Origin of the sequence: Chitinophaga costaii, assembly GCF_900094705.1 — a bacterium.
GTDB lineage: Bacteria > Bacteroidota > Bacteroidia > Chitinophagales > Chitinophagaceae > Chitinophaga > Chitinophaga costaii.
The window spans coordinates 97,996-124,255 of sequence record NZ_FMAR01000007.1; the positions used below are offsets into that span (position 1 = coordinate 97,996).

Below are 26,260 nucleotides of genomic sequence, written 5' to 3' on the forward strand. Positions count from 1 at the left end.
GCCCTGTGATGGGGGCTTGGCATTGTTCTTGCAAATTGGCTCCGTTCATGAAAAAACAACTCTTTTGTGTACTTATCGTAATGGGTGCTGCCCGGTGTGCAACGGCGCAGTCTACGGGCCAGGTGCAGGTAGGCGGCAGACTAGGTCTGCCCTTGGGCGTTACCGGCCGTTACTGGTTCACGGAGCATTCCGGCGGCGAGGGTATACTGGGTATTTACAATCGTACCGTATCGCTTACTGCTTTGTACGAATATCACTTCGACCTTTCCGCACTCACCGTCAATGGCTTTGGATGGTACCTCGGCGGCGGCGCACATGCAGGTGGACGCGAGATACATTCCAAAGCGCAATTTATCGGCGGACTGGATGCCATAGCCGGAGCCGATTATAATTTCGAAGCAATGCCGTTAAACCTAAGCCTGGACTGGAAACCAGCCGTTCACTTTCAACACTCCGCCGAACTGGCACAGTTTGCCATATCTGTACGTTACACTTTTGGATACAACAATTAAACCTTTATTACCACACAACAACGCTTATTACTAAATCAGCAAAACCATATGAAAAAACGAGTGTTTATCCTCAGTCTTTGCAGCTTCATCACCTTCAGCGCCATGGCACAGCAACGTGGCCATAGCAGCTACAAAACAGTGGGCACTGACTACAACACCGCTCTGGGCGTAAGAGGAAATCCATACCTGATTGGCTTTACCGTAAAACATTTTGTAGAAGGACCACACGCCATTGAAGGCATGATCACTACAGACATCAACCGCAATGGCAACGTAACCTTTACCGGCTTGTATGAGTACAACCTGAAAGTATTTCAAGACCTGCCGGAATGGAGCCTGTTTTTCGGCGGTGGCCTGCATTTCGGCGTGTACGACCGGTGGGACTTTAACCGGGACCGCTTCTATAAAAAAGGAGATGGGTCTTATGTAACTGGTGGTATAGATGGCATTATCGGAGTGTCCTACACTTTCAAAAAACTGCCCATCAACCTGAGTGCAGACCTGAAACCTTATGTAAATTTCAGCGGCCCTACTAAGTATATGGCCGAACAAATGGGCGGCGTAGCAGCCCGTTATACTTTTAAATAATGCTGGCAAGGCTTTATCGTGCAAAACCCTGGCTTTGGCTGGGGTTTTGCTGTTTATATGCACTAACTTCCAGGTATGAAAATCTTCTCCGCCGCACAGGTGCGCGAGGCCGATGCCTACACCATCGAACACCTGCCCATCACCAGCCTGCAACTGATGGAAAAGGCTGCCATCCAGTGTACACAATGGCTAGAAACCCGGTACAGCCAGGGCTACTCCTTTCATATTTTTTGCGGTGCGGGCAATAACGGTGGCGATGGCCTGGCCATTACCCGCTTGCTGCGCCAATTGGGCTATGAAGCCACCGCCTACCTGCTGCAATATACCGATCAGTTTTCTACCGATAACCGCGCCAACCAGGCCGCCCTGCACAGCCAGGAAACTGCCGCCATAATCACCTTACAGCCAGGCGACAAGTTTCCCGCACTCCCGGAACATGCCATCCTTGTAGATGCCATTTTTGGCACTGGCATGAGCCGCCCCCTGCTGGGATTCCTGGCCGAAACCGTACAGCAACTTAATGCCCTGAAAGACCGGTATACCATCGTATCCATAGACCTGCCTTCCGGCATGCTGGCCGATGAAAGCACGAAAGACCTGCTGAGTGTGCAAGCCCATCATACCCTGAGTTTCGAAGTATATAAACTCGCCTTCCTGCTGCCGGAAAATGCTAGTCGCACCGGCGAGGTTCATATACTTCCCATTGGACTGCACAAAGATTATATAACCCAAACGCCTACACGCTATGAACTGGCAGACACCGCGCTTATTCAAAGCATTTATAAACCCCGCCAGCCTTTTTCCCACAAAGGAACTTATGGACATGTATTACTTATTGCAGGCAGTTATGGTAAATTGGGCGCTGCGGTGCTGAGCGCCCAGGCCTGTTTGCACGCCGGAGTAGGGCTGCTCACGGTATACGTGCCGGAAGCTGGGTATAACATTATTCAACTGGCCGCGCCGGCAGCTATGTGCCTGGTAGATGACAACCCCCAGCAAAGCGTTCAATTTCATGAAGCCGTTACCGCAGATGGTGCCGGCAAATACAAAACCATCGCCATTGGCCCTGGCCTGGGTACCAGTGGCGATACCGCCCGGGCATTCAAAAAATTATTGCAACGCTACCGCTCCCCCATGGTCATCGATGCCGATGCGCTCAACATCCTGGCCGCCGAAAAGCAACTGCTGGACCTGGTGCCACCCCACTCCCTGCTTACCCCCCACCCTAAAGAGTTTGAACGGCTGTTCGGCCCTTCGGCCAATGATGTGGAACGGCTGGAAAAACTAGCCGCAGCCGCCCGCGAACGCCAGCTTTACATCCTGCTCAAAGGCCGCTATACTGCGATCGCAGGGCCGGATGGTGCCGTATATTTTAATGCTACTGGCAATGCTGGCATGGCCACCGGCGGCAGCGGCGATGTACTCACCGGCATACTGGCCGGCATATTGGCCCAGGGTTATGCTCCCAAAGACGCCATGGTACTGGGTGCATGGCTGCACGGACTGGCCGGCGACCTGGGCGCAGCAGCAAGTAGCCAGGAAGCCCTGCTAGCCTCCGATATGGTACAATACATTGGTAAGGCCTACCAGGAAATAGCTGGCTATGCAACCCTGCAACACCCTTCCAAAAATCTTTAATGGTAATCGTTAAATTGTTATATTGTTGCATGTTTAACTGGTAAAGCCTGTGAAAACTCCAAAGAAACTTTAGCCTCCGCCACTGCGGAAAATTTACGACCAAACGATACATTGCCAGGATAAACGAAGCGCTATCTAGTCAAATATTTCCACGTATTATAAAAACCTAGAACCAGTATGAACATCGTTTATTTAGTCCCATTTTTTGGAATCATCGCCTTGTTATTTACAGCACTCCGTAGTGCGTGGGTGTCTCGCCAGGACGCAGGAAATGAGCGCATGATCGAAATCGCCAAATACATTGCCGACGGCGCCATGGCCTTCCTCAAAGCAGAATATAAAATACTGATTTACTTTGTCATCATCGCCGCCATGCTGCTTGGCTTCATGGGCGCTTCCCACGCAAATTCCGACTGGACCATTGCACTGGCCTTTATCGTAGGCGCCATCTTCTCTGCCACCGCAGGTTTTATCGGGATGAAGATCGCCACCAAAGCCAATGTGCGCACCGCACACGCCGCCCGTACCAGCCTGGCAAAAGCCTTGCAGGTATCTTTTACCGGCGGCTCCGTCATGGGCATGGGCGTGGCAGGCCTCGCCGTAATAGGACTAGGCGGCCTGTTTATCGTACTTAAGGCTTACTTCGGCGCCAGCGCCAATGCCCCAGAAATGATTAAAACCATTGAAGTACTCACTGGCTTTTCGCTGGGCGCAGAAAGCATTGCGCTGTTTGCCCGCGTAGGTGGTGGCATTTATACCAAAGCCGCCGATGTAGGTGCCGACCTGGTAGGCAAGGTGGAAGCCGGCATACCAGAAGACGATCCGCGTAACCCCGCTACCATTGCAGACAACGTAGGCGATAACGTAGGCGATGTAGCTGGTATGGGAGCCGACCTTTTCGGCTCCTACGTTGCCACCGTACTGGCCACTATGGTACTGGGCTCAGAAACCGCCGCCACCGACCGATTCGGCGGCCTCTCCCCCATTTTATTGCCCATGCTCATTGCCGGCACCGGTATCATCTTATCAATCATTGCCACCTTCTTTGTGCGCATCAGCGATAACGCAGGGCTTACTACCAGTGTAGTCCAAAAGGCCCTGAACATGGGCAACTGGGGCGCTATCGTGCTTACCGCCATCGCCAGTTACTTCCTGGTCATATTTATATTGCCCGACGGCCAGCTCACCCTGCGCGGCAATACCTTCACCCGCAACGGCGTTTTTGGTGCCATCATCGTAGGCCTGGTAGTAGGTACCCTCATTAGCCTTATCACAGAATATTATACCGCCATGGGCAAACGACCGGTGCGTTCCATCATCCGCCAGTCTGCCACCGGGCATGCCACCAATATTATAGGGGGCCTTTCCGTAGGTATGGAATCTACCGCCCTGCCCATCCTGGTACTCGCGGCGGGCATTTATGGCGCCCATCAATTTGCAGGACTTTACGGCGTAGCCATTGCCGCCGCCGGCATGATGGCCACCACCGCCATGCAGCTGGCCATCGATGCATTTGGCCCTATCGCCGATAACGCCGGTGGTATTGCAGAAATGAGCGAACTTCCCAAAGAAGTACGCGAAAAAACAGACATCCTTGATGCCGTAGGAAACACCACAGCCGCCACCGGCAAAGGTTTCGCCATTGCATCTGCCGCTCTAACCTCGCTGGCGCTTTTTGCCGCATTTGTAGGCGTATCCGGCATTCACGGCATCGACATTTACAAAGCCAAGGTGCTGGCCGGCCTGTTTGTAGGTGGAATGATACCCTTCATTTTCTCCTCGCTGGCCATCGCCGCCGTGGGCCGTGCCGCCATGGCTATGGTGGAAGAAGTAAGGCGGCAGTTCCGCGAAATACCCGGCATACTGGAAGGCACCGGCAAACCCGAATACGATAAATGCGTAGCCATTTCTACCAATGCTTCCATCCGCGAAATGCTGCTGCCCGGTGCCATTGCACTCATCTCTCCTTTACTCATTGGCTTCCTCTTTGGGCCAGAAGTGCTAGGCGGTTTCCTGGCCGGTGCCACCGTAAGCGGGGTGCTGATGGGCCTTTTCCAGAACAACGCCGGCGGTGCATGGGATAACGCAAAAAAATCGTTTGAAAAAGGGGTGTTGATCAATGGAGAAATGTTCTATAAAAAATCCGAACCCCATAAAGCATCTGTAACCGGCGATACAGTGGGCGACCCATTCAAGGATACCTCCGGACCTTCCATGAACATATTGATTAAACTGATGTCTATCGTGTCGCTGGTCATTGCTCCTACGCTGTCTACCATGTTCCCCCATGATGATACAGCTACCGCGCAAAAGCCACCCATAAAAACGGAAGTGGCAATGGCTATCCTTACCCCGGCTCCATATACAGTGGTTTTGCAACACCACTAAGCAAAAGGCCGGCATCGGCTAACGGAAAATCCGGGATACATGGGGTATTTTACCTAAAAGTGTATCCCGGCATTTTTTCCAAACCCGCCTATTATACCAGCCCCTTCGCCTAAAAAATTTTGCATTTTCCGAAACCCGGCTTATCTTTGTACTGTAATACGATTTATTACAGAATGGTAAAAAGTAAATTCGCCATATCAGTTCACATCCTCTCCCTCCTGAATAACAGTGAGGAAGAATGGACATCCTCCGAGTACCTGGCTAGCTCGCTCAATGCAAACCCTGCCCTGGTACGTAAGGAGTTAGGCGCCCTGCGATCAGCAGGTTTGGTGGAAAGCAAAGAAGGTAAAAATGGTGGTTCCCGGCTTACCCGCCCCGGGAATGAAGTCCTCTTATCCGATATATTTGCAGCCATTAAGGAAGACCACATTTTCAGTTACGCCCCCAATTTGCCCAGTGAAGACTGCCCGGTGGGCAAACAAATTAATCAATCGCTCGATCACCTTTTTTGCCGCATCGACAACTCCGTGCACGATTGCCTGCACCACATTACGCTGGCGGATTTTTGCAGGCAGTTTGCTAATTGCAAAACAAAACAACCATAAACATTTTTCAGGTCTACATTTTTTAATGCTATGCAAACATGTGTTATGTTTTTTCTTAGTTATAACTGCAACAATTTTTACAACAATTATAACCATCAGCAGCAGTTGGCTCCTTAATTGATGGAAGAAACTGTTCGTTTAAAATTATGTTTTATATATCACACGCTTAAAACACACTCTTATGAAAGTTGCAATTATTGGCGCTTCTGGTTATATTGGAAAAGAAATCCTGGCAGAAGCACTGAACCGTGGCCACCAAGTTACCGCCATCGTGCGCGATGTTACAAAGATTACCGACACCCACCCTCAACTCACCGTGGTGAAGGCAGACGTGCTGGACGAAGTCGCAGTGGCAGCTGCCGTAAAAGGCAATGAAGCCGTGATTAGCTCCTACAACGCCGGTCAGGATGCCAGTGACATCCTCGACACCTATGGCCGCGCCATCCGCAGTATACTTAATGGCGTGAAAGACGCAGGTATTCATCGCTTCCTGGCCGTAAGCGGTGCGGGCAGCCTGGAAATTGAACCCGGCCTTCAGTTGCTGGATACTCCAGAATTCCCCGAACTTTGGAAAGCCGGTGCCACCGCCACCCGCGAAGCCTTTTACACCATCAAGGCTCAGTCGGACCTGGACTGGACGGTTATTAGCCCCGCCATGAATATAGAACCCGGCCCCCGTACCGGCGTATTCCGCCTGGGCCGCGACCAGGTAGTTGCCGATGCAAAAGGCGAAAGCCGTATTTCCACCAAAGACTTTGCCGTAGCAGTGATAGACGAACTGGAAAAACCACAGCACATTAAACAACGGTTTACCCTGGCGTACTAATCCTGGTACTCCATTTTGCATACCGTCCTCCGTAAATCCGGATATCCGGTTATTCCGCAGGCTCCTTTTTGAGCGCCTGCGGTTTTTTTTGCCCTGTTGTTGTCTTGTGCCTGTCTATGCTACACATTTTTTAAAAAAATAATGGCAAATTCTCCCCATTCGGCGGTTAAAACAGTTCCTTTGCAGATTCATTCGGAACCTGGTAAAATATAAAGGTTCATTTAATCGTCTAATGACCAGTACACCCGCTTATTTCACTGCTCAAACTGATTTAAAAAAGCGTCAGGAGGGTAATTCCGTTCCTACATGTCTGACTGTAACGACATTACTAACCAGTTTCCCCTACATGACTTTACCGGCTATGAAAACATTCAGCAATCTTTGCGCGTTGCTCCTTTCGCTCCTACTCACGCAAACAGCAATGGCACAACAACGCTATACCCTGCGGGGCTACGTGAAAGACAAACAAAACGGCGAGAGCCTCATCGGCATCTCCATCGGCGTACCTGGAACGGGCCTCGGCACGGTAACCAACGAGTATGGCTTTTATAGCCTGACCCTCCCTGCCGGTACCCACGACATACAATTTACTTACGTAGGCTATACCACTTTCAAAACAACTATTGCCCTGAAAAGCAACCAATCCATGGATGTGAAGCTGGAACAATCCAGCAGCCAGTTGAACGAAGTAACCATCACCGGAAAGCAGAACGACAAAGCCGTGAACAACATGAGTACCGGATTGCAGAAACTCAGTATGGCCCAAATGAAAAAGATGCCCACCTTCATGGGTGAGGTAGACGTGCTGCGTGCCATCCAAACGCTCCCGGGCGTAACTACCGTAGGTGAAGGCTCTTCCGGCTTCAACGTTCGTGGCGGCGCTACCGATGAAAATCTTATTCTGCTGGACGAAGCCCCGGTTTACAACTCCTCGCATATGCTTGGCTTTTTCTCCGTATTTAATCCGGATGCCGTAAAAAGCCTCAACCTCATGAAAGGAGGTTTTCCAGCCGAATACGGCGGCCGTACCTCCTCCGTACTGGATATCCGCATGAAGGATGGGAACAATCAGAAAATGCAGGTAAATGGCGGCATTGGCGACATTTTCAGCCGCATAAGCGTGGAAGGACCCATCAAGAAAGACGAATCTTCCTTTATCATTGCTGCACGCCGCTCCTATGTGGATATATTAATGAAACCCTTCCTAAAGGGCGACATGAAAGACACAAAACTGAACTTCTATGACATTACCGGCAAGCTTAATTTCAAGCTCAATAAAAATAATACCCTATTTGTAAGCGGCTACATTGGCCGCGACGTGTTTGGCTTCCAGAAACAAGCCGACCTGAACTGGGGCAACTCCACCGTGAGCATCCGCTGGAACCACGTGTTCAATGACCGCCTGTTCCTCAATGCCACTACCTATTACAGCAACTACGATTATAACATCAGCTTCAATAACTCCACCAGCAAAGACGCTAACGAACAATCAGAGGGCTATAGTTGGAAGTCTAACATCAAGAACTACGGTATTAAACCGGCATTCACGTATTATCTCAATACCAATAACACCATTCACTTTGGGGTGAATGCCATTTACTACACCTTCCAACCAGGTACCGGCATAGGTTCCAGCGGAGGAACGCAGTTAGCCACCATCCTGCCCGACAAACACGCTGTGGAGGCAGCCCTTTACGTAGATCATGAATATAAGATCGGTAAGAAATTCGGCCTCCAATACGGCCTGCGTCTCTCCGACTTTACTTACCTGGGCAGCGGTACCGCCTACTATTTCCGCGATACCACCCCCGGCATCCGCAAGCCTTTCGATCATTCAAAGGACTTTGGCAAAAATGAAAAAATTGTAACCTACAAATACCTGGAGCCACGCATTAACGTGCGGTACAACCTGACAGACGACCAGGCCCTGAAAGCCTCCTATACCCGCACCTCGCAGTTTATGCACCAGATTTCCAACACCGCATCCCCCACGCCGGTAGATATCTGGACACCCAGCTCCAACAACATAAAACCACAACTGGCCGACCAAATATCACTAGGCTATTTTTACAATGCCCGCAACGATGCGTTTGAGGCATCCGCAGAAGTGTTCTACAAAAAGATAGAAAACCAGATAGACTACATCGATAATTCAAATCTATACCTGAACGCACTCGTGGAAGGCGACCTACTCCCCTCGCATAGCCGCGCTTACGGGCTGGAGCTGTACGTGAAAAAAGATATCGGGAATAACACCGGCTGGATTAGTTATACCCTGTCGCGCTCCGAACGACAAACCAATGGCATCAGCGGCGGCGACTGGATACTGAACCGTTACGACCGCACCCATAACCTGAGTTTTGTAGGCACCCATGAATTTGACAAACGCCACTCATTATCAGTCAACTTCACCTACGCTTCCGGCACACCTGCCACCTATGCCGATGCCCGCCTGGAATACCAGCAATGGGACATTCCCTATAACACCACCGATCAGCGCAGTAATTACCGCCTGCCCGCTTATCACCGGCTGGACCTGAGCTACACACTGAAACGACCCAAACACAGGCGTTGGGAAGGCGAATGGGTGTTCTCGCTATATAACGTGTACGCCCGCCGGAATACTTATTCCATCTACTTCCAGCAGGACCCCGACAATGCAGCCCACCGGGAAGCGGTGCGCTTGTCCATCATTGGTAGCATAATCCCCGGCATTACCTACAACTTTAAATTTTAATCAACATGCAAAAGTTCCCCCTCCTCTTATTATTGGCCACAGGATTACTTTTTGGAGCCTGCACCGATGTTATAAAACTGGATGTGCCCAACAAGAAAAACTACCCGGTGCTGGATGCCGTAATTACCGACCAGCCAGGCGTACAAAAAATCCGTTTTACCAATTCGGTGCCTTACCAGGATGATAGCACCGCACCGGTCATAACCACCGCTTCCATGACGCTTTTAGATGTAACGGATAATAACACCTATCCCTTTATCTACGGCGCAGATGGCTACTACAGCTATAATCCTGGCGAAAACATTGCCATCGGAAAACTGGGCCATGTGTACAAGCTCCACATAGAATACCAAGGTGAAATTTATGAAGCCTACGATACCATCAAGCGCATCCCAGAAATAGATTCCGTGACCTATAAATACAAATCCAAAGAAGATAATGTGGCAGGCAAAGAAGGTTATTTTGCGCGGGTATTCATCACAGATATTAAAGGTGCTACCGATCACTACTGGCTACGCGCTTACCGTAACAACCTGCAAACCCGCAATACAGACGCCTTTGCGATAGATGGCGCATTCAACGAAGGCCTGGCCGATGGTTTTCCCCTCATCCTTCCATTGAGTGAAAGCATCACCCGCGACGACAAGCCTTACCAAATCGGAGATACAGTGATCGTACAATTTTCATCGCTCACTTATCCTACTTATAATTTCATGAACCAGGCTTACAACCAGATCAACAACGGAGGCCTATTTGCTTCCGTGCTGGAAAACGTGAAAAGTAATGCACTCAACGTATCTCCCTCCAGCACCCAAAAAATACTGGGCTGGTTTAGCACGAATAGCGTGCGTTATAAATCAGTGATCATTCAGCCATAAGCTAAACATCTTCCAATAGCGTGTATCCATTACCGTTATTGTAATAAACACTTACCAAACAGGCCTACAAAACAGAATTTACTATTCCGTTATGTAGGCCTGTTTTTTTACAAAAAAATGCACCCGGATGCCTGCCAATAAAAGATATCCCTACTCGCTTCGTAGCACTCATTTCAAGTAATTATTTAATCAAGGATAGGATCCTGCTCACCATTTAAAACGAGCGCGTTGCCCCAGCCACCCATCCCCTGTTTTCGCCTATCCTCCTCATTCCTCAAAATAAATTTGCACACTACGAAAAGTATCGTACATTTGACTACGAAAATATTCGTAAATACATTATTGAAACAGGCTACGGTAATCATATGAGTAATCACAAAAACATTAAACCAACAGAAAGCGAGTTGGAAATACTGGCTATTTTATGGGAAAAAGGTCCAGCCACCGTACGGGACATTCACGAAGTACTGGAACAAAGGAAAGATGCTGGTTATACCACCACCCTTAAGCTCATGCAGATTATGCTCGAGAAAGGCTTGGTGGATCGCGATACCAGTAACAAAACGCACGTATACCGGGCCACGGTGTCACAAAAAGACACACAACAGCAATTACTGAGTAAAATGATTGATACCGTTTTTAATGGGTCGGCTTCTCAATTAGTACTGCAGGCGTTAGGAAACCGCCATTCCTCCGCCGCAGAACTGGATGCAATCAAAGCCTATCTGGATGAAATGGAGAAAAAAAGCAAATAATGATAAGTAATGTACCTGCTGCGCTAAGATTTGCCGCTATCTTTTAACGCTCAAAAACGCTGACATAAGATGAATTCACTGGTCCCTTTTACAGCTGATATCGTCCGCGCGCTCGGATGGGCCATTTTACACTCCATCTGGCAGACGTTCTTTATTTGTGCCTGCCTCCGGCTAACGTTAAAGTTATTGCCGGAAGCCAGTGCCAGGATCAAATACAATCTTTCCTACTTGTCACTCAGCGGTGCCTTTGCATGGTTTGTCGTAACGTTTAGCCAACAATTATCTGCCCTGCGGCAAACTGCGGCCATCACTGCTCACCTGGTACAGCTTGCCGGTCAGGACGTATTACTGCCCCCAGCAGCTGCTACGCCTTACCGGAACCAGCAGGCCCTCCTATCCCTTTTTCCCAGTCTGGAAGATTATTTTCCATTGCTGGTGGCAATCTATGTGGCAGGAGTAATCATTATGGGCGTTAAAATGGTAGCCGATCTACATCAGTTAGCCAACATCCGCAAACGTCATCTCAGCCAGCCCGATCCGGCTTGGATACAGCACCTCAATAAGTTGGCTGCCCAACTCGAGATCCGGGGCAATGTATCCTTGTTCGTCTCCCACTACATACAGGTACCGGTAATGATCGGCTTCCTGAAGCCAGTTATCCTGCTACCCCTGGCGCTATTTAGCAATCTTCAATCCGACCAGATCGAGGCCATTTTATTACACGAGCTGGCACACATCAAACGCAATGATTATTTACTGAATATTTTCCAAACCATTGTTGAAACAACCCTTTTCTTTAATCCATTCATCTGGCGCATATCTAAAAACATCCGCCTGGAAAGAGAACACTGCTGCGACGATCTGGTGATAGCCCGCTTGGCACAACCGCTTGGTTACGCCAAAGCCCTGGTGGCCCTGGAGGAATACCGGTTAAACTCCAACCCACTAGCCATGGCGGCGGCCAACAATCAGCAGCATTTATTTCACCGCATTAAACGCATCATGGAAATGAAAACTAAAAACTTGAATTATAGTCAAAAAATATTGGCCCTACTCATTGTAGCCACCGGCTTATTTTCCATTGCGTGGCTAAATCCAACGAGGGAAAAGAAAATAGCAAACAAGCCACACGCCAATGTTGTAGCCGCAGACACCACCATCACTCATTTGGTAGACAGTACCTTGTTGTATAACGTAAACATTAGCGACAACAACGCACCAACGGCACCTATCACGCCGGTAGCACCGCTTACAGTGCCTGCACTTCCTGCCTCCATGCAGCCTCAGGTAAATGTTCCACTGAATTTAAACAGGTCTTATTCCTTTAACACCGATACTTCCGGCGACCAAATATTCATTACAACAGATTCGGCGCAATTCAATGACAAAAACTTTTTTTACTACGATACCGCCCATGCAAATAAAACCTTCACTTATGTAAATAGCCCGAAATTCCAATACCAGATTAAGCGTGCTATGACCTACGCTGATAAAGCAATGGCAAATGTAGACTGGCAAAAGATTAACTCCCAGGTAGAGGAGGCCATGAAAAAAGTAGATTGGAAAAAAATTGATAACGAGATCAATCAGGCTATGAGAAATGTGGATACTTCCTTGCCCGGCATCAGCACCGAATCCATCAAAGACCAGGTGAAGGCCGGCATACAGCAACGCGCCCAAGAAGAAGTGATGCGCAAGGAAATAGATGCCAACCGGGCCGCCTGGAAAAAAGAAATGGATGATAGCAACAAAGAGCGTCAGAAGGCTTTAGCAATGGCCATGAAAGATCGTAATAAAGCTATAGCTGAATCCATAAAAGCCCGTGATGAAGCCATGAAGGAACGCTTACTGCTCAAACAACAGGCCGCCGTTGACGCATCCCGCTCAGCAGCGCATGCCCAGATGGATCAAGCCCAAAATAACAACTTCCGCACGCTCATTAACAGGTTGCAATCCGATAAACTAATCAACCCGGAACAATATTCCATCCAAATAAAAGGAAATGATCTCTACCTCAATGGCAAAAAACAATCTGCCGATATAACAAATAAATACAAGGACTATTTCCAGGGCAAGAAAAACATTTTTATTAAAGGTTCGGATAAAGAAAACCACCGTTCTCTGGATATTAATATTAATGATTAATAAAATGTACCCATCCGGATTTTTGCTCATTTTATCTCCCCATTCAACTTAAAAAAGAAGCCATCAGTGAAATACTGGTGGCTTCTGTATTCAAACACTAAAGCTGGCATAACATGCACTTAATCACATCATTGTTTGTATAAACAAGCCGCATGGATATGCGGCTCCGGAATAATATAATTGCTGAATGGATTTGAGGTTAACAAATGGATGATTTAATTGTAGTAGAAAGACGATGTATAATATTTACTAGTAAGTTAACCGGCAGCATAAGCTTCTTACCTGGATGTATCCCGTTCTTCACACTAGGAATGGCACGGCCCTCACTTTATGATCGAGAAATTATCGTATCCTTTCACCTCCCCATTAGTGATGACCACCTGCTCCACAGACGCCATGGCAGGGCCTTTCCGGCACCATGCGATGAAAGTCTCCATACTATTGAGCGATCCTTCGGCAACAATGGCAACACTCCCATCCGTCTGATTGGTCACGGTTCCGCTAATACCAAGCTTTACAGCTTCTTTACAGGTATATACACGGAAGCCTACCCCCTGTACCAACCCACGCACAATAATTTCTTTATGTATTTTCTCCATAATAAAAACAGATAATAAGTTATGTGTAAATATAGCAATAGCCACACAAAATGCTTTGCAGCAAACTTACCCCCGCATTTCCCCCGGACGGAGCGGCAGCACTTAATGCTGCCGCCAACATCAGAATACACAACATTTCATTTTGTATTCCACCCGAGGGTACTTTTTACGTACCGGACAGGGCATAAACATTAGTGGAATCCACATTTACCTCACTCCCATAAACTGCCCCACCAAACCCATGCCCGCCCGATACGAAGGCCTAACAATACAATGAATGATATCTTTTCCAATCTTAAAATACATCCAACCGAATAAGCATAAAACAAACTTCCTTTCAAATGTTTCTTATAAGGAAAACAATGGACGAAACCCTTTTAACAACTAACAATGGATATAATTTCATTAACTAATTCACCCTTGCATGATCAATACAGGCCTCGCACATGATCTCCTTGCTGTAGCTACATGCCGCCAGATGCTTCAATAATCCAAGATAAAATCACGAATGGCCATATATCGCATAATGAGCCAAAACAATCTTTCACAGCACCACACAACTTACTGCGCATGGCCGGCATTGTCCATGATATAAAAACTAAAATGAAAAATAGTAATCTACCTGGCACAGCTGGCAGGCGAAGTTGATTAACTTAATACTAAAATTTATGATGGAACTTCCAATGAGGCAGTGGTTATGACAAACCCATTATAACAACAACAAAAACACAAAACAGCTAACAACAAATAAGGGGTATGGGGTAACAATACAATCGCAAATACTTGTTCTAATCAACAATACCTTTCGGCTCATATAAGCAAAACATCCTGCTGCTACAACAGAAAGGTTACTTAAGCAGCATGATTGAACAAAGTGTTACCCTGCGCCTCAGTGTCCCCGAATGTAAACGCCTTCACTACCTCATAATGACCACCCCTAACAGGTTTGCGCAGTAATAAGAAACCATGACATTCGAAACTACGCACAAACAATTGATTATGCACATGCGGATGAACCTTCTCTAATTGCGCTGAATTAATAGCCCTGGCTACAGTAATATGCGGCTTAAATTGCCCGCCGCCAATGCTGAACAACTGCATGATTTTCCGGTGTAATTCCGTTACCGGCTTTGGATTGGCAACATTCACATAAATAGTATGTTTTGAATTGCCAAGATCAAACTTCTCCAGCCGCGATGTGTATATGGTAAATCCATGCTGCCGCCTGGATACCGTTTCCAGCATATCAATGAAACTAGCCTCAAACCGTTCCGGGAATTCAGAACGAAACAGCGAAATGTATGCATTAGAAAACTGACTGTTGTAATATCCTAATGCATTAGCCAGTTGCATTTTCATGCCTTTCACATCTTCACTCACTTGGGAGTCAGGATGAATGACTAATAAATAATCGAATGTTTTTTCTTCTTCCAAAAAAGTGGAGTGGGTTGCTCCTGCTGGATGTACCTGCATAACAGAATTTTTAGTGGTTATTCTCTTTATGACCCCTCAAATATACAACCTTTTTCCGGATTTACTAATTTATTTAGCATTTTTTACTAACTAATTTAGATATCAGGGCAAAAAAAAGCCAGCAGCCAATGCCCTAGCCATTTTCAGCTATCCACATTGCCTGCTGGCCTATAAATTTTTACCTCGTTCAGATACTTTTTACAATACCTGCAAACTCTGCCGCTACCAGCGAAGCACCGCCTACCAGGCCTCCATCTACATCCTCACAAGCAAATAGCTCGGCTGCATTGGCAGCCTTTACACTACCACCATAAAGGATGCTCAGGTTGTTTGCCGCAGCAGCACCATACTTGGAAGCTACCTGACTACGGATGAATGCATGCATATCCTGCGCCTGTGCCGAACTGGCGGTAAGGCCGGTTCCTATTGCCCAAATAGGTTCGTAAGCAATTACCACATTTTTCAGTTGCGCTACCGTAAGATGAAATAAACCTTCTTCCAGTTGTTTCGCTACAAACGCATTTTGAGTTCCCGCTTTACGTACCTCCAGCGGCTCTCCACAGCAGAAAATAGGTTTTAAACCGTGCGACAAAGACAGGTCTATTTTTTTGGCAACTATTGCATTGCTGTCGCCAAACAACTCTCTTCTTTCAGAATGGCCAATGATAACAAAATCAGTGTGTATAGAATGTAGCATTTCTGCATTTACCTCTCCGGTAAATGCACCCGCTTTCTCAGCAGCCACATTTTGCGCCGCAACGTAAAAGCCGGGATGCCCCTTCAACAATTCCTTTACGATGATCAGGTAAGGAAAAGGCGCAGCAATGACTACTTCCTTATGCGCATCCAATTGAATGCCGGACTGCAACAGTTCATTCACTAGTTTCTCGCCTTGCGCCAGCGTTAAATTCATTTTCCAGTTTGCCGCAACAATTTTTTTTCTCATACCGTGTTAATAGCTTTATTGTTAAAAGTTAAATAATACTCAGACAATCTCCAGAGCCGCCATATTTTCATACACCCGCTCAAAGATAGCACGTAGGATGGTTTTATCTGCCGCCAACAGCGATTTTCCCTTCAGTTCTTTCCAGGCGGCAATGTCGCGGAAAGCGGCTTCCAGTACATATTGGCCTGTTCCCCAGGCAAAGGAGGGAATAAATTTGTCGGTAAGGCCAGCGCCAAACACGTTGCAACTAACGCCTACTACTGTACCAGTATTAAAAGATGTATTGATGGCTGCACGGCTATAATCACCCATCATCAGGCCACACTTGCGGCCAGCGGGCCAGGCTTCTTTCTTTGCTTCCATCCACACCTTCACAGTACCAGCATTATTTTTCAGGTTAGAATTGGTAGTATTAGCGCCCAGGTTGCACCATTCACCAATCACGGAATCACCGAGATAGCCGTCGTGGGCTTTATTACTGTAACCAAAGATTACACTGTTTTTAATCTCCCCACCACCTATACAGTTTGGGCCAATGCTGGTAGCCCCATAAACTTTGGTACCCATTTTTAATACTGCTCCTTCCCCCAATGCAAAGGGACCACGAATAAGGCTACCTTCCATAACCAGGGCGTTTTTCCCAATATAGATAGGCCCCTCCATGGCATTGAGTAAACAAAACTCCACCTGGGCTCCCGCCTCCACGAATACCTGCCCAGCCCCCAGCACCTGGTTGGTGGAAGATAACGGAGCCGAGGTTCGGCCCGCAGTAAGTTTCACAAAATCGGCACGCAGCGCCTTATCATTCAATTGAGAAAAATCCCAGGGTAGCTGCACCTGCAATACAGGTGCATGGTAATCTAACCGCTTGCAGCTAGGATGAAGAAAATCCTTTCCTTTGATCGCCTTAGCAATGAGTTGGTTATCCTTGTATAATTCATACCCCTCTTCCATCCCCTGCACAGCAGCCACCAGGGCAGCATCGGGCAACAGGTGGCCATTGATTAATACCTGTAGAGAGTCTGCATCCATTTCAGGCAAAGGATATTTCTCCTGGAGCCAATGCACTGTATAGTAACTACAAGGAGCTTGTAGCCAAAGCTCCCATTTTTCTTGGATCGTGAGAATGCCAGTGCGACAAGCAGACACCGGGCGCGTCAACGTAAAAGGATAAAGCTGATCACGCGCAGGTGTATCAAATAAGATGTAGTTACGGTTCATCAGGGCTAAAAATAAAAAATCCCGCCGAATGGGCGGGATCTTTCAAATAATTATTGGAAAATTTATTTCTTTCCGTAGCGTTTGTTGAACTTGTCAATGCGACCGGCAGTATCCACCAGTACATTCTTACCAGTATAGAACGGGTGAGAAGTATTGGAGATTTCAAGCTTAATCACCGGATATTCGTTGCCATCTTCCCACTTGATCATTTCACGGGAAGGAGCAGTGGAACGGCTTAAAAAGCTTGTACCGTTAGACATATCTTTAAATACTACGAATCTGTAACTTTCCGGATGAATTCCCTGTTTCATATCAATAATTTGTAAATACGGATGGCAAAGGTAACTAAATTTTCCTTTTTCTTCTAATTAATTTTAATAATTTATCCACACCCTCCCTTACGACTTCATGTTCACATATTGTAAAGGAATTTCCAATTTGGCAGTCCTGCATAATGCAATAACTTCCTGAAGATCGTCAATTTTTTTACCCGTCACCCGGATAATATCGTCCATAATGGCGGCCTGCACCTTCAGACCTGCATCCTTGATCAGTTTCACAATCTTTTTAGCATCTTCCTGCTTCAGCCCGTTGCGAACCGGAACTTCCTGTTTTACAACCTTACCACTTTGGTAAGGCTGCTTGCTTATGTCATAAATAGACGCTTCCAAACCTTGTTTGATACTCCGGCTCAGCAATACATCTATTATTTGCGTTATTTTCATATCGCTCTCTGCCTCCAGGTTTACCAGGAAGTCTTTCTTGTTCAGTTCGATCGAGACATGAGAATCCTTAAAATCGTACCTGCCCAATATTTCTTTTTTTACCGTGTTCACGGCATTATCCAACGTTTGAGGATCTACTTTGCTTACAATATCAAAGGATGCCATAATTTGAAATTTTTGATCTTTTCTGCTGCAAATATATAAAAAGAAAAAGCAGGTAGAAAGCTACCTGCCGCATCATACCAAAATCTAAAACATTGTATCTTTAATCGTTATAAATTCTCCCGGAACCGGAAATATGTTTAGTAATACTAGGTGATCCCTTGTAATGTATCCTGCCAGAGCCTGATATCGATACGTTTAAATCCTTCACCACGGCCAGATCCAGGTCGCCGCTGCCAGAAATGTTAATATTTACGCTACTGGTTTGCAAACCAGGGGCAGAAACGTTGGCAGAGCCTGAAATAGCATACTCAGCTTCCTCCACAGTTCCCTCTATTTTTGCCTCCACAGAACCAGAGAACGAGGCGTCTAGTGCCTTGGCATCCAATTTCATATTGATACTTAGCGAACCGCTGGCTTCCAGTCTTATTTTGTCTGTTTTAATGCCTTGGATAGCATCCAGCTTTACCCCGCCGCTGGCACCTATAAAGTCGATGTCTTTGGCAGTCACGTAAATATTAATAGGCTTGGTATTCTTCAGGTTATAGCCTCTTTTAAAATGAATGGAGAGGTTGTGATGATCAATATCCGCAATAATATAGGGCAGCAAGTTAGATTCGGCCTCAATTTGCACGGATTCGGTATTACCCTGTACCAAATACACATGCGCGCTGCCCCCCACGGCTATACCACTGAAACCAGTAACGTCACGTACTTCTTTTTTAACGTCACCATTACCAGCAATACGTTCCTGGGCAATTGCAACCCCTGCGGATAGTAATAAAGCCAGCGCCAGGCTCATTTGGCAAATCATTTTTTTCATACAAATTTTTTGAGGTGAATGAAAGATGTAAATCAGGCTTTAGAATGGCGTACCTGTTGATCAATACAAAAAGATTTTATTTACCCTTTACGGTAAGGTCGGAATATACACCCGTGAGGCGGATTACCGGACAGGCACTACAACTGGCATTGGTTCTCCCTGAATAGTTCACATGACCGGATTTCTCCGTAGAATTTACATTCTTCATACTTAAACCTGTAATATTCACATCACCGTGGTTTAGGTCTCCTTCTACTTTCACATCCAGCCGGTCTGACAACCACACACTAATATTCGAATAGGTACCACGCCCATTAATACCCTTGAAATTAGCCCCCAGTTCTTTGATCTTCACGTCGGAGTAAACAAGTTTCACATCCGCATCCTGGGTAAGCGTGCCTATTTTAAAATCGGAATAGGTGGTATTGCTTTGCAGGCGACCTACCTTGGTGATGGTGTAGTCATCGTAATTGGCGCTGACCAACAATTCATTTACATTCTCAATCACGTATTCACAATAGTTGGATTTTGCATCCAACGTATTCACCGCATCCAATTTGATGGTGGAGTAATTAGCGCGGGCCCGCATGTTGCCTACCTTACCAAATTTACCTTTTGTGCAGTAATTCATATTGGCATCCAACGTACCACTTACGGAACGGATATCGTAGTAGCAATAGTTCATGGTAAGCTTCAACGAACAAGGCAGATCGTCGGTGATCACATCGCCAAAGTTATTGCCGATGGCCAGTTGCCCGATTGTGGTAGGTACATATACCTCATAGTCTATGTTTACATAATCCTTGGAATCTTTTTTACCAGACCAAGACAGCCATCCACGGCCATTGGACATATAGTTAGTTTGGAAACTCACAGCACTTTCTGAGTGATTAATGTTCACATCTACCGATTCCGTAATGCTTTTAGACTCTTCCGCATTTTTCCCAAAACCGGTGATCACCACGGTGGCTTTCACTTCTTTTTTATTCCAGGTATGCAGGATGATCTTGCCATATTTGTTACTTACATTCAACGCTGCGCCATCGCTTACCGGATAACTTACGTCGATGGTACGCTTAAATTGATCTTTGCCGTCTTTTGCCAGTACTGCCGCAGGCAGGAGCAGCAAGCATAAGGCTATTTTAAGTTGTACGTTCATAATGAATGGTATTTTTTGTATGGGGATGTTTTTCCTGCAACTCGTCCAATATTCTATCCAGCAATTCTACTTTTAACTGGTAATATTGAATGAGCGCTGCATGTATGCGTTCGTTTCCAGGGTTGGCTTTAAGTTCTTTCTGAAGTGCTTCGTAGGTGCTGTTACGCAACTGCAATTCTGCCTGGGCTGCGCTGTCAAGGCCAAGTTGGTCTTGCGGGAACTGGCGGATGGCTTGTAATTTTTGCTCAATCTGGCTGGCGTAATAAGCCTGGGCATCCTGGGCAGATGGCGCAACAGCATTATTGTTGACTACTGTTTCACTGGCTACGGGTTTGTCAAATACGAACATCTTTATCAAGACGCCCACATTTATCAGCAACACCAGTACCACGGCAATTTTCAGCCAATGATGCTGCATACTGCGTACTATGCCACCGGAAGGTTTCGCAGGAAATGTTTTTTCCAACGCAGACCAGACCTTGGCATCTGGGCCTCCCTCTTCAAAAGCATGCCGGTGATGCCGTACAAAACTTTCAAATTCGTTTTCTTCCATCACTGTAACATTGTTTTTGCCTTTACAAATTGTCTTACTTTTTCTTTAGCCCGCATATACTGCGTTTTTACGGTAGATTCCGTAATCTGCAACATTTCCGCAATCTCCCGTTGCGTATATTCTTCGAAAAGGTACAAGTTTAGCACCGTCCGGTAACCATCGGGCAGCGAAGCGATCGCTTCTTTGGTTACATTCACCGTCCAGGTGAAATGCTGTTCGTCCGGGCCTTGCTCCTGCTCTACTTCCACCCCTTCAACATCCTGGAAATACAACTTTTTTTTACGCAACTGGTTCAAACAGTGGTTTACTACTATCCTTTTTATCCAGGCCGGCAATGTGCTACCCTGGCTTAGTTGCCCAATGTTCCTGAACACCTGCACAAACGCTTCCTGAAGGGTATCCTCCGCGTCGTTCACATTCCCCAGCATACGCAGGCAAATGTTGTACATCGCATTGGAATAAGCGTCGTACAGCTCGCGAAAAGCGCGCGTATCCCCTGATTTACAACGGGATACCAGTTGTTCTGTCGGTGACAAGGAGTTCAAGATGTTGTTGGATGCTTTCATTATAAAGACAGGATAAAAGCAAAAGGTTGCATGCGGTAAAGAAAATGTAAGAAAAAAGGCAAAAATTAACGCAGCCCAACGAAAGAGCTGCGTTGTTATCCATCCTTATATACCTAAAAAAATTTGATAAACGCTAATGTGGTGGGTACGATGGAGGTGTATTCTTTTGGCGGAAAGAGAGTGTTGTTTAACATTCAATCCACCGTACCACTACCAGTTAGTATTTATCTGTAATAAGTTTCATATAAAAAGGCTTGAAGCATGTTTTAGTGCTGATTATTTTTAATAGTTCTATTGATTAAGTAGTTCTAGTTATGGAGAAGTTCCTTTCATTAACAACTACAATGTAAAAGTAGGTAGTTTGCTATACATAGTACTAAATATATACATAGGCGGTTGCATGCGAGGGATAAACGGTAATACTGCGCTTGCTTTAAATGAATAAATTAACTAATTATTTGACTATCAACATATTCTAAACGAAAGAACTGACTTACTCAATATCCGTGCATAGTATCCATAAAAAAGGCCAGCCCTTCAGGCCAGCCTTACAATTTTTTAAATTTTATATTTACCAGACAATATTGTCAATAATCTCTGGCAGTTGTCGCTGCACTATTTCGTAGAAATGAGCTTCTTCCTTTAATATATGAACCGTTAGTGCCTCAGCAATCTGGTCTATCACCTCATCCAGCTCTACCGTTTCTGTAAGGGTACTGTACAATCGCGACAAATGTAAATGCTCCGCCTCCAGCTCCGCAATTAGAAAATCCAACTCAGGCAGCTTGCCTTTGCAGGCGTCAAAAATGTATTGTTCCTTCCGTTGATGAGGCACCATTTCCTGCTGAAAAGTTTTTACAACAAACGCAAAACGTTCCTGTGTAGTGAGCGCAGGCTTATGTTCGGTCTTATACAGGTAATCACAAGCTTGAAGGATACGCTGATGCTCTTCCATCAGTGGCTGTAAAGTGGCATGCAAGGGCATTGTCAGGCGGTTATTTTTAGTTGATTATATTTTTTACTGTACCAGATCAATACAGCTCCACCCAGTATCAATAAGGTAGAAATGATTTCAGCTTGCGTAGGATGAAAACCAAAGATATTGTAGTCACGCGTATTTACGCGGATTTTCTCAATGAAAAATCTTTCCACGCCATTCATTACTAAGTAAATGCCGAACATTAAACCAGGCGTAGTAATTTTTTTGCGTACACTCCACAAGATAAAAAACAGGATTAAGCATACGATGATCTCATATAATGGTGTAGGAAACACTGGTGGCATCAGCTGATTACAGTAGTCGCCCGTACATCCTGGAATAGGTACCCCCTCACCTACCACGTTGTGCGGATAATTGAAAGCCCAGGCCCAGTTGGGTATCCAGCTAAATGGTTTGGGCTGCTCGTTTACAATTCCCCAATCACCATCACCGGCAAACTGACACCCCATGCGCCCTAATCCATAAGCCAGCATCAGCGAAGGTGCAGAGGCATCAACTAAATGCCATACATTGATCTTCTTTTTAATCGCATACCGGATGATCACATAGGCCGCCACAATAAGCCCCCCGTAAAAAGTAAGACCACTGGCGGATATCAAAGAACCTATCGGGTCTTGTACAAAATCTTTCCAGGTTTCCAGGCTATTAAATATCTTGGCGCCAATGAGTCCAAAAATGGCCGCCATTACCGTGATATCTGCCACACGCTGATGCGGGTAAATATCTACAATGCGGGTTTCCGGTATAGGTAATTCTTCTTTTTTGCGCACCCGGTATACATTATAGGTAAATGCGGCTCCCACCAAAACACCCAACCACCAAAGCCCTTTCATCGAAGCGAGATAGACCATCGGTTTTTCCTGGTAAGGATCCCAGTCGAAGAAGATGCCGCCTAACTTCCATCCTGCTATAAATGCGATGACAAAAGTAATCGCCAGGTCGCCGAACGCTGCAGGCTTGCCCACTATCATTTTTTCTTTCACGGGAATTAACCATCCTAACTGTTCTCTTCTCTTTAATTCTTTGGTTAACGCATATGCTGCCGCTAAAAAGGCAATGGCCACGAAAAAGCCAAATGTCTGTACAATTTGCAGCCTTGGAAGTTCCCATCCGAACAGGTCACGGAAGGCGTAGAATAAATTAGGATACATAATGGGTTTATAAAAAAATTTGGTGATCTGGTTTTCCTACGAACAAAGCCAATTCGTCAACAGGAAAATCAAACCACCAAAATAAGCTGTTAAAGTCACAAAATCCAAATTCACCGGTTAATAATTGCCAGGGAATCCGGATACCACTTAGCAGTATTCGTTAAATGCTGCTTCCAGATTGGACGCAATCATCTGAGCCGGACGGCCTTCTATCATGTGGCGCTCGATAAAATGCACCAACTTACCATCTTTAAAGAGGGCAATAGCAGGTGAACTAGGAGGATAAGGCAGCAAATGCTGACGAACCTGTTTTACCGCTTCGGTATCGAAACCTGCGAAGGCAGTCGTCAAACGGTCTGGCTTCTTCTCACTGTGCGATACAGCCATCAATACACCCGGACGAGCAGAACCCGCCGAGCAGCCACATACAGAGTTGATCATTACCAGGGTAGTACCGCTTTCTTTCAGCGTCTGATCTACCTTTTCTACCGTCAACAGTTCTTCGAAACCGTGATCTGTTAATTCTGCCTTCATTGGCAATACTAATTCTGCAGGATACATATACTTATATAATTTTAGTTACAGTTTACACAAAGGTATGTATAGCTCATGAATAAAAAAAACAGCATTAAGGACACTTCGTCATATAATTTTTACAAAACGTGCCATATAGTCATATAAAAATGCCTTAAAACTAGCAATTTTTCAGTTTTCCAGCCATGGTATTAGGTTTGATCAATACTCACCAAACGATAACAAACTTTTACAAAACGAAAAAATTGATAAGCCATGACACTTTTAAAATTTAATCAGCCTAAAACTTACGGTAACATCCTCGACGACGTATTTGCTGCACAACCCTGGAACAAACTGTTTAAGGATGAAGTATTAAGCAGTGACTTTTTCAGTACTTACCCCCCGGTAAACATTCATGAAACCAAGGATGGTTATAACATTGATCTTGTTGTACCAGGTCATGATAAAGCCGATTTCAAACTGAATGTGGAGAAGAATACGCTTAGCATTAGTGCAGAAAAGAAAATTGAAACCCACAGCGAAGACGAAAAACAACTGCGTCGTGAATTTGGTTTCCGCGCCTTTAAACGCTCTTTCAGCCTGGCCGAAAATGTAGATGCAGAAAATATCAACGCAAAATACGAAAATGGCATCCTGAAGGTAACCTTGCCTAAAAAGGAAAAACAACCCGAAGAAACCAAACAGATTGTAGTAAGCTAACCGGTATAATGGAATAGTTTTAATGAATATTTAAGGTGAACGAATAAGAATGAACGTGAAAATCCCGCCACTGTGCGGGATTTTCACGTTTCAGTGCAATATGGCCGCCGCAGCAGAATTCACACAAACGTTTCACGTCCGCCATACTATTTTAAGATAATTTGGTATAACATTAGAATCACAGCGGAAATGCAGCCTTTATTCTCCCACCCGAAAACCTGGGCCTCCATTGCGTACAACGCTACTTTAACAGCAACGTTGGGAAGCGCAATACAGAAGAAGGCGGATACCTATGAACAGTGTAAAATCAAATTGCTTTTTAATTTCATTTTCTTTTACCTGCTTTTACAGTTACCAGCCTTGCTCTTTCTTTTATACCAACAGAATTACCCCGGCTTCCTACTGGCGGCATTGCCCTACCCTGTGCTGATAGCGGCGCTTTTAAAATTACGCTGCGGCATCCATACTTTGCGCATTGGTAACCTGGTGGCGGCTACCACGCTGATCACTTCTATGCTTTCCTCCCTTTTTAATAATATCGATATCACTACCCAATATGGCTTTATGTGGCTGACCAGCATACTACTTGCTTATGTAACCGCCAGCCGCACCACCACCGCACTGCTGGTAATACTGCTATTGGCATACCTGGGCGTATGCTCCTACTTTAAGATTAACTATATCAATGTATACGTGTTCCCGGCTTATACCTACTTTTTCCGGCACGTAGCTAACCCCATATTTACCGGAATTGACGTACTATTTTTACTCGGACTACTAGGCAGTTATTACCGCAGCATCGTTTTCCTGGAACGAAGAAAAACCCTGCACAAGCAACGCCTGCACGCCGACCTCCTGCACCAAAATCTTACCCGCCAGTTCCTCCTGGTAAAAGGCTTATCCCGTTCCGGCCGCCAGTCCGATGGTAACCTGGAGCTGCTGGATGCCTGTTTTACAGAAATTGAAAAACAATGCGAAAGCGCCCTGGAAATTCTCCAAAATGGACCCTCCTCTGCAAATATTTAAAGCCTACACATATGTGTGATGTGTATTTATAACAATAATTTTTGCATTATAAATAATTATATGCTTTAATATTACCTAACAAATTTACGCTCCTCAACCACTGCATGATCTTCGCAGCATCCAATCGCTTACCAGCAAGGAATATATTAATACACATCCAAAAAACACAGGTGCCTCGGCTTTCCTCATGCACCCCGCCCTGCAAATACATGACACGCCTGAGTTATCATACATGCAATATTTTATTATATAAATAAATATATTTTTATGATAATACGTAATTTGGGAATTATATATTTTTGCCTGCTGGTGGTGAGGTTTTATGGAAGATAAATACCAGGAAAACTGTGAAAGAAATTACAACGAAAAGGTACATACAGTACCTCAGATGGGTTGTATCTTTAGAGGGTCATCACACATATTGACAGCGCTATTATCCTTATGCTTTTTACATCCTGGCTATGAATAATTTGTAAATGCTAGCCTATTCCATGAAATTGAAGCTCTCCAAAAGGAGGGCTTTTTTATGTGGAACCGCTTAAAAAAAA

The 26,260-nt window shown here is 45.8% G+C and carries 25 protein-coding genes; 12 read left to right on the forward strand and 13 right to left on the reverse strand.

Going from position 1 to position 26,260, the window contains the following annotated elements:
- Positions 1-47: 47 nt before the first annotated feature.
- The 10 genes from GA0116948_RS11550 to GA0116948_RS11600 all read left to right on the forward strand — a co-directional run bounded on the left by GA0116948_RS11550 (position 48) and on the right by GA0116948_RS11600 (position 13,072).
- Positions 48-512 carry a hypothetical protein gene (locus GA0116948_RS11550; RefSeq protein WP_089712295.1) on the forward strand — a complete coding sequence of 155 codons (465 nt, stop codon included), beginning with the start codon at positions 48-50 and terminating at the stop codon, positions 510-512.
- 48 nt (positions 513-560) lie between these two features.
- Complete coding sequence (locus GA0116948_RS11555) at positions 561-1,100, forward strand: hypothetical protein (RefSeq protein ID WP_123891779.1); 540 nt, start codon at positions 561-563, stop codon at positions 1,098-1,100.
- A 75-nt stretch (positions 1,101-1,175) separates the two neighbouring features.
- Positions 1,176-2,738, forward strand: coding sequence for an NAD(P)H-hydrate dehydratase (locus GA0116948_RS11560; protein WP_089712299.1), 1,563 nt, complete (start codon positions 1,176-1,178; stop codon positions 2,736-2,738).
- A gap of 177 nt (positions 2,739-2,915) precedes the next feature.
- Positions 2,916-5,126, forward strand: a complete 2,211-nt coding sequence (locus GA0116948_RS11565) for a sodium-translocating pyrophosphatase (RefSeq protein WP_089712301.1) — start codon at positions 2,916-2,918, stop codon at positions 5,124-5,126.
- A gap of 173 nt (positions 5,127-5,299) precedes the next feature.
- Entirely contained in the window at positions 5,300-5,731 is a 432-nt protein-coding gene (locus GA0116948_RS11570) for an Rrf2 family transcriptional regulator (protein WP_089712303.1), read from the forward strand.
- Between the two features lie 181 nt (positions 5,732-5,912).
- Positions 5,913-6,557: an NAD(P)-dependent oxidoreductase gene (locus GA0116948_RS11575; RefSeq protein WP_089712304.1), complete on the forward strand. Its 645-nt coding sequence runs from the start codon at positions 5,913-5,915 to the stop codon at positions 6,555-6,557.
- A 361-nt stretch (positions 6,558-6,918) separates the two neighbouring features.
- Positions 6,919-9,294: a TonB-dependent receptor gene (locus GA0116948_RS11580; RefSeq protein ID WP_089712306.1), complete on the forward strand. Its 2,376-nt coding sequence runs from the start codon at positions 6,919-6,921 to the stop codon at positions 9,292-9,294.
- A 5-nt stretch (positions 9,295-9,299) separates the two neighbouring features.
- Positions 9,300-10,172 carry a DUF4249 domain-containing protein gene (locus tag GA0116948_RS11585; RefSeq protein WP_089712308.1) on the forward strand — a complete coding sequence of 291 codons (873 nt, stop codon included), beginning with the start codon at positions 9,300-9,302 and terminating at the stop codon, positions 10,170-10,172.
- A 365-nt stretch (positions 10,173-10,537) separates the two neighbouring features.
- On the forward strand, positions 10,538-10,927 hold the full coding sequence (locus tag GA0116948_RS11595) for a BlaI/MecI/CopY family transcriptional regulator (RefSeq protein WP_089712313.1): 390 nt from the start codon (positions 10,538-10,540) through the stop codon (positions 10,925-10,927).
- Between the two features lie 69 nt (positions 10,928-10,996).
- Positions 10,997-13,072: a M56 family metallopeptidase gene (locus GA0116948_RS11600; RefSeq protein WP_089712315.1), complete on the forward strand. Its 2,076-nt coding sequence runs from the start codon at positions 10,997-10,999 to the stop codon at positions 13,070-13,072.
- Between the two features lie 323 nt (positions 13,073-13,395).
- Here the strand turns inward: GA0116948_RS11600 and GA0116948_RS11605 are convergent, their stop codons facing one another.
- From GA0116948_RS11605 to GA0116948_RS11665, 13 genes are all read right to left on the reverse strand, one after another.
- Positions 13,396-13,671, reverse strand: a complete 276-nt coding sequence (locus GA0116948_RS11605; RefSeq protein WP_205686123.1) for an acylphosphatase — start codon at positions 13,669-13,671, stop codon at positions 13,396-13,398.
- An 852-nt stretch (positions 13,672-14,523) separates the two neighbouring features.
- Positions 14,524-15,144, reverse strand: coding sequence for a 2'-5' RNA ligase family protein (locus tag GA0116948_RS11610; RefSeq protein WP_089712317.1), 621 nt, complete (start codon positions 15,142-15,144; stop codon positions 14,524-14,526).
- A 187-nt stretch (positions 15,145-15,331) separates the two neighbouring features.
- Positions 15,332-16,090, reverse strand: coding sequence for a triose-phosphate isomerase (tpiA, locus tag GA0116948_RS11615; protein ID WP_089712319.1), 759 nt, complete (start codon positions 16,088-16,090; stop codon positions 15,332-15,334).
- A gap of 39 nt (positions 16,091-16,129) precedes the next feature.
- Positions 16,130-17,311: a putative sugar nucleotidyl transferase gene (locus GA0116948_RS11620; protein WP_089712321.1), complete on the reverse strand. Its 1,182-nt coding sequence runs from the start codon at positions 17,309-17,311 to the stop codon at positions 16,130-16,132.
- A gap of 62 nt (positions 17,312-17,373) precedes the next feature.
- Positions 17,374-17,622, reverse strand: a complete 249-nt coding sequence (locus tag GA0116948_RS11625) for a type B 50S ribosomal protein L31 (protein ID WP_089712323.1) — start codon at positions 17,620-17,622, stop codon at positions 17,374-17,376.
- 87 nt (positions 17,623-17,709) lie between these two features.
- Positions 17,710-18,201 carry a YajQ family cyclic di-GMP-binding protein gene (locus GA0116948_RS11630; protein ID WP_089712324.1) on the reverse strand — a complete coding sequence of 164 codons (492 nt, stop codon included), beginning with the start codon at positions 18,199-18,201 and terminating at the stop codon, positions 17,710-17,712.
- A gap of 100 nt (positions 18,202-18,301) precedes the next feature.
- Entirely contained in the window at positions 18,302-19,021 is a 720-nt protein-coding gene (locus tag GA0116948_RS11635; protein WP_089712326.1) for a head GIN domain-containing protein, read from the reverse strand.
- 76 nt (positions 19,022-19,097) lie between these two features.
- Complete coding sequence (locus GA0116948_RS11640; protein ID WP_123891778.1) at positions 19,098-20,180, reverse strand: hypothetical protein; 1,083 nt, start codon at positions 20,178-20,180, stop codon at positions 19,098-19,100.
- On the reverse strand, positions 20,164-20,733 hold the full coding sequence (locus GA0116948_RS11645; RefSeq protein ID WP_089712330.1) for a hypothetical protein: 570 nt from the start codon (positions 20,731-20,733) through the stop codon (positions 20,164-20,166). The genes GA0116948_RS11640 and GA0116948_RS11645 overlap by 17 nt, the downstream gene beginning before the upstream one ends.
- Positions 20,733-21,299: an RNA polymerase sigma factor gene (locus tag GA0116948_RS11650; protein WP_089712331.1), complete on the reverse strand. Its 567-nt coding sequence runs from the start codon at positions 21,297-21,299 to the stop codon at positions 20,733-20,735. The genes GA0116948_RS11645 and GA0116948_RS11650 overlap by 1 nt, the downstream gene beginning before the upstream one ends.
- A 571-nt stretch (positions 21,300-21,870) precedes the next feature.
- Positions 21,871-22,284, reverse strand: a complete 414-nt coding sequence (locus GA0116948_RS11655) for a hemerythrin domain-containing protein (RefSeq protein WP_089712334.1) — start codon at positions 22,282-22,284, stop codon at positions 21,871-21,873.
- Positions 22,285-22,286: 2 nt separating this feature from the next.
- A complete protein-coding gene (locus tag GA0116948_RS11660) occupies positions 22,287-23,450 on the reverse strand; it encodes a prolipoprotein diacylglyceryl transferase (RefSeq protein WP_089712337.1) in 1,164 nt (387 codons plus the stop codon).
- A gap of 147 nt (positions 23,451-23,597) precedes the next feature.
- Positions 23,598-24,011 (reverse strand): BrxA/BrxB family bacilliredoxin, encoded by a 414-nt coding sequence (locus GA0116948_RS11665; protein ID WP_089712339.1) that lies wholly within the window; start codon positions 24,009-24,011, stop codon positions 23,598-23,600.
- A gap of 228 nt (positions 24,012-24,239) precedes the next feature.
- Between GA0116948_RS11665 and GA0116948_RS11670 the strand changes: the two genes are divergently transcribed.
- Both GA0116948_RS11670 and GA0116948_RS11675 read left to right on the forward strand, forming a co-directional pair.
- Entirely contained in the window at positions 24,240-24,686 is a 447-nt protein-coding gene (locus GA0116948_RS11670; RefSeq protein ID WP_089712341.1) for an Hsp20/alpha crystallin family protein, read from the forward strand.
- 189 nt (positions 24,687-24,875) lie between these two features.
- A complete protein-coding gene (locus tag GA0116948_RS11675) occupies positions 24,876-25,712 on the forward strand; it encodes a hypothetical protein (protein ID WP_089712343.1) in 837 nt (278 codons plus the stop codon).
- Positions 25,713-26,260 lie beyond the last annotated feature (548 nt).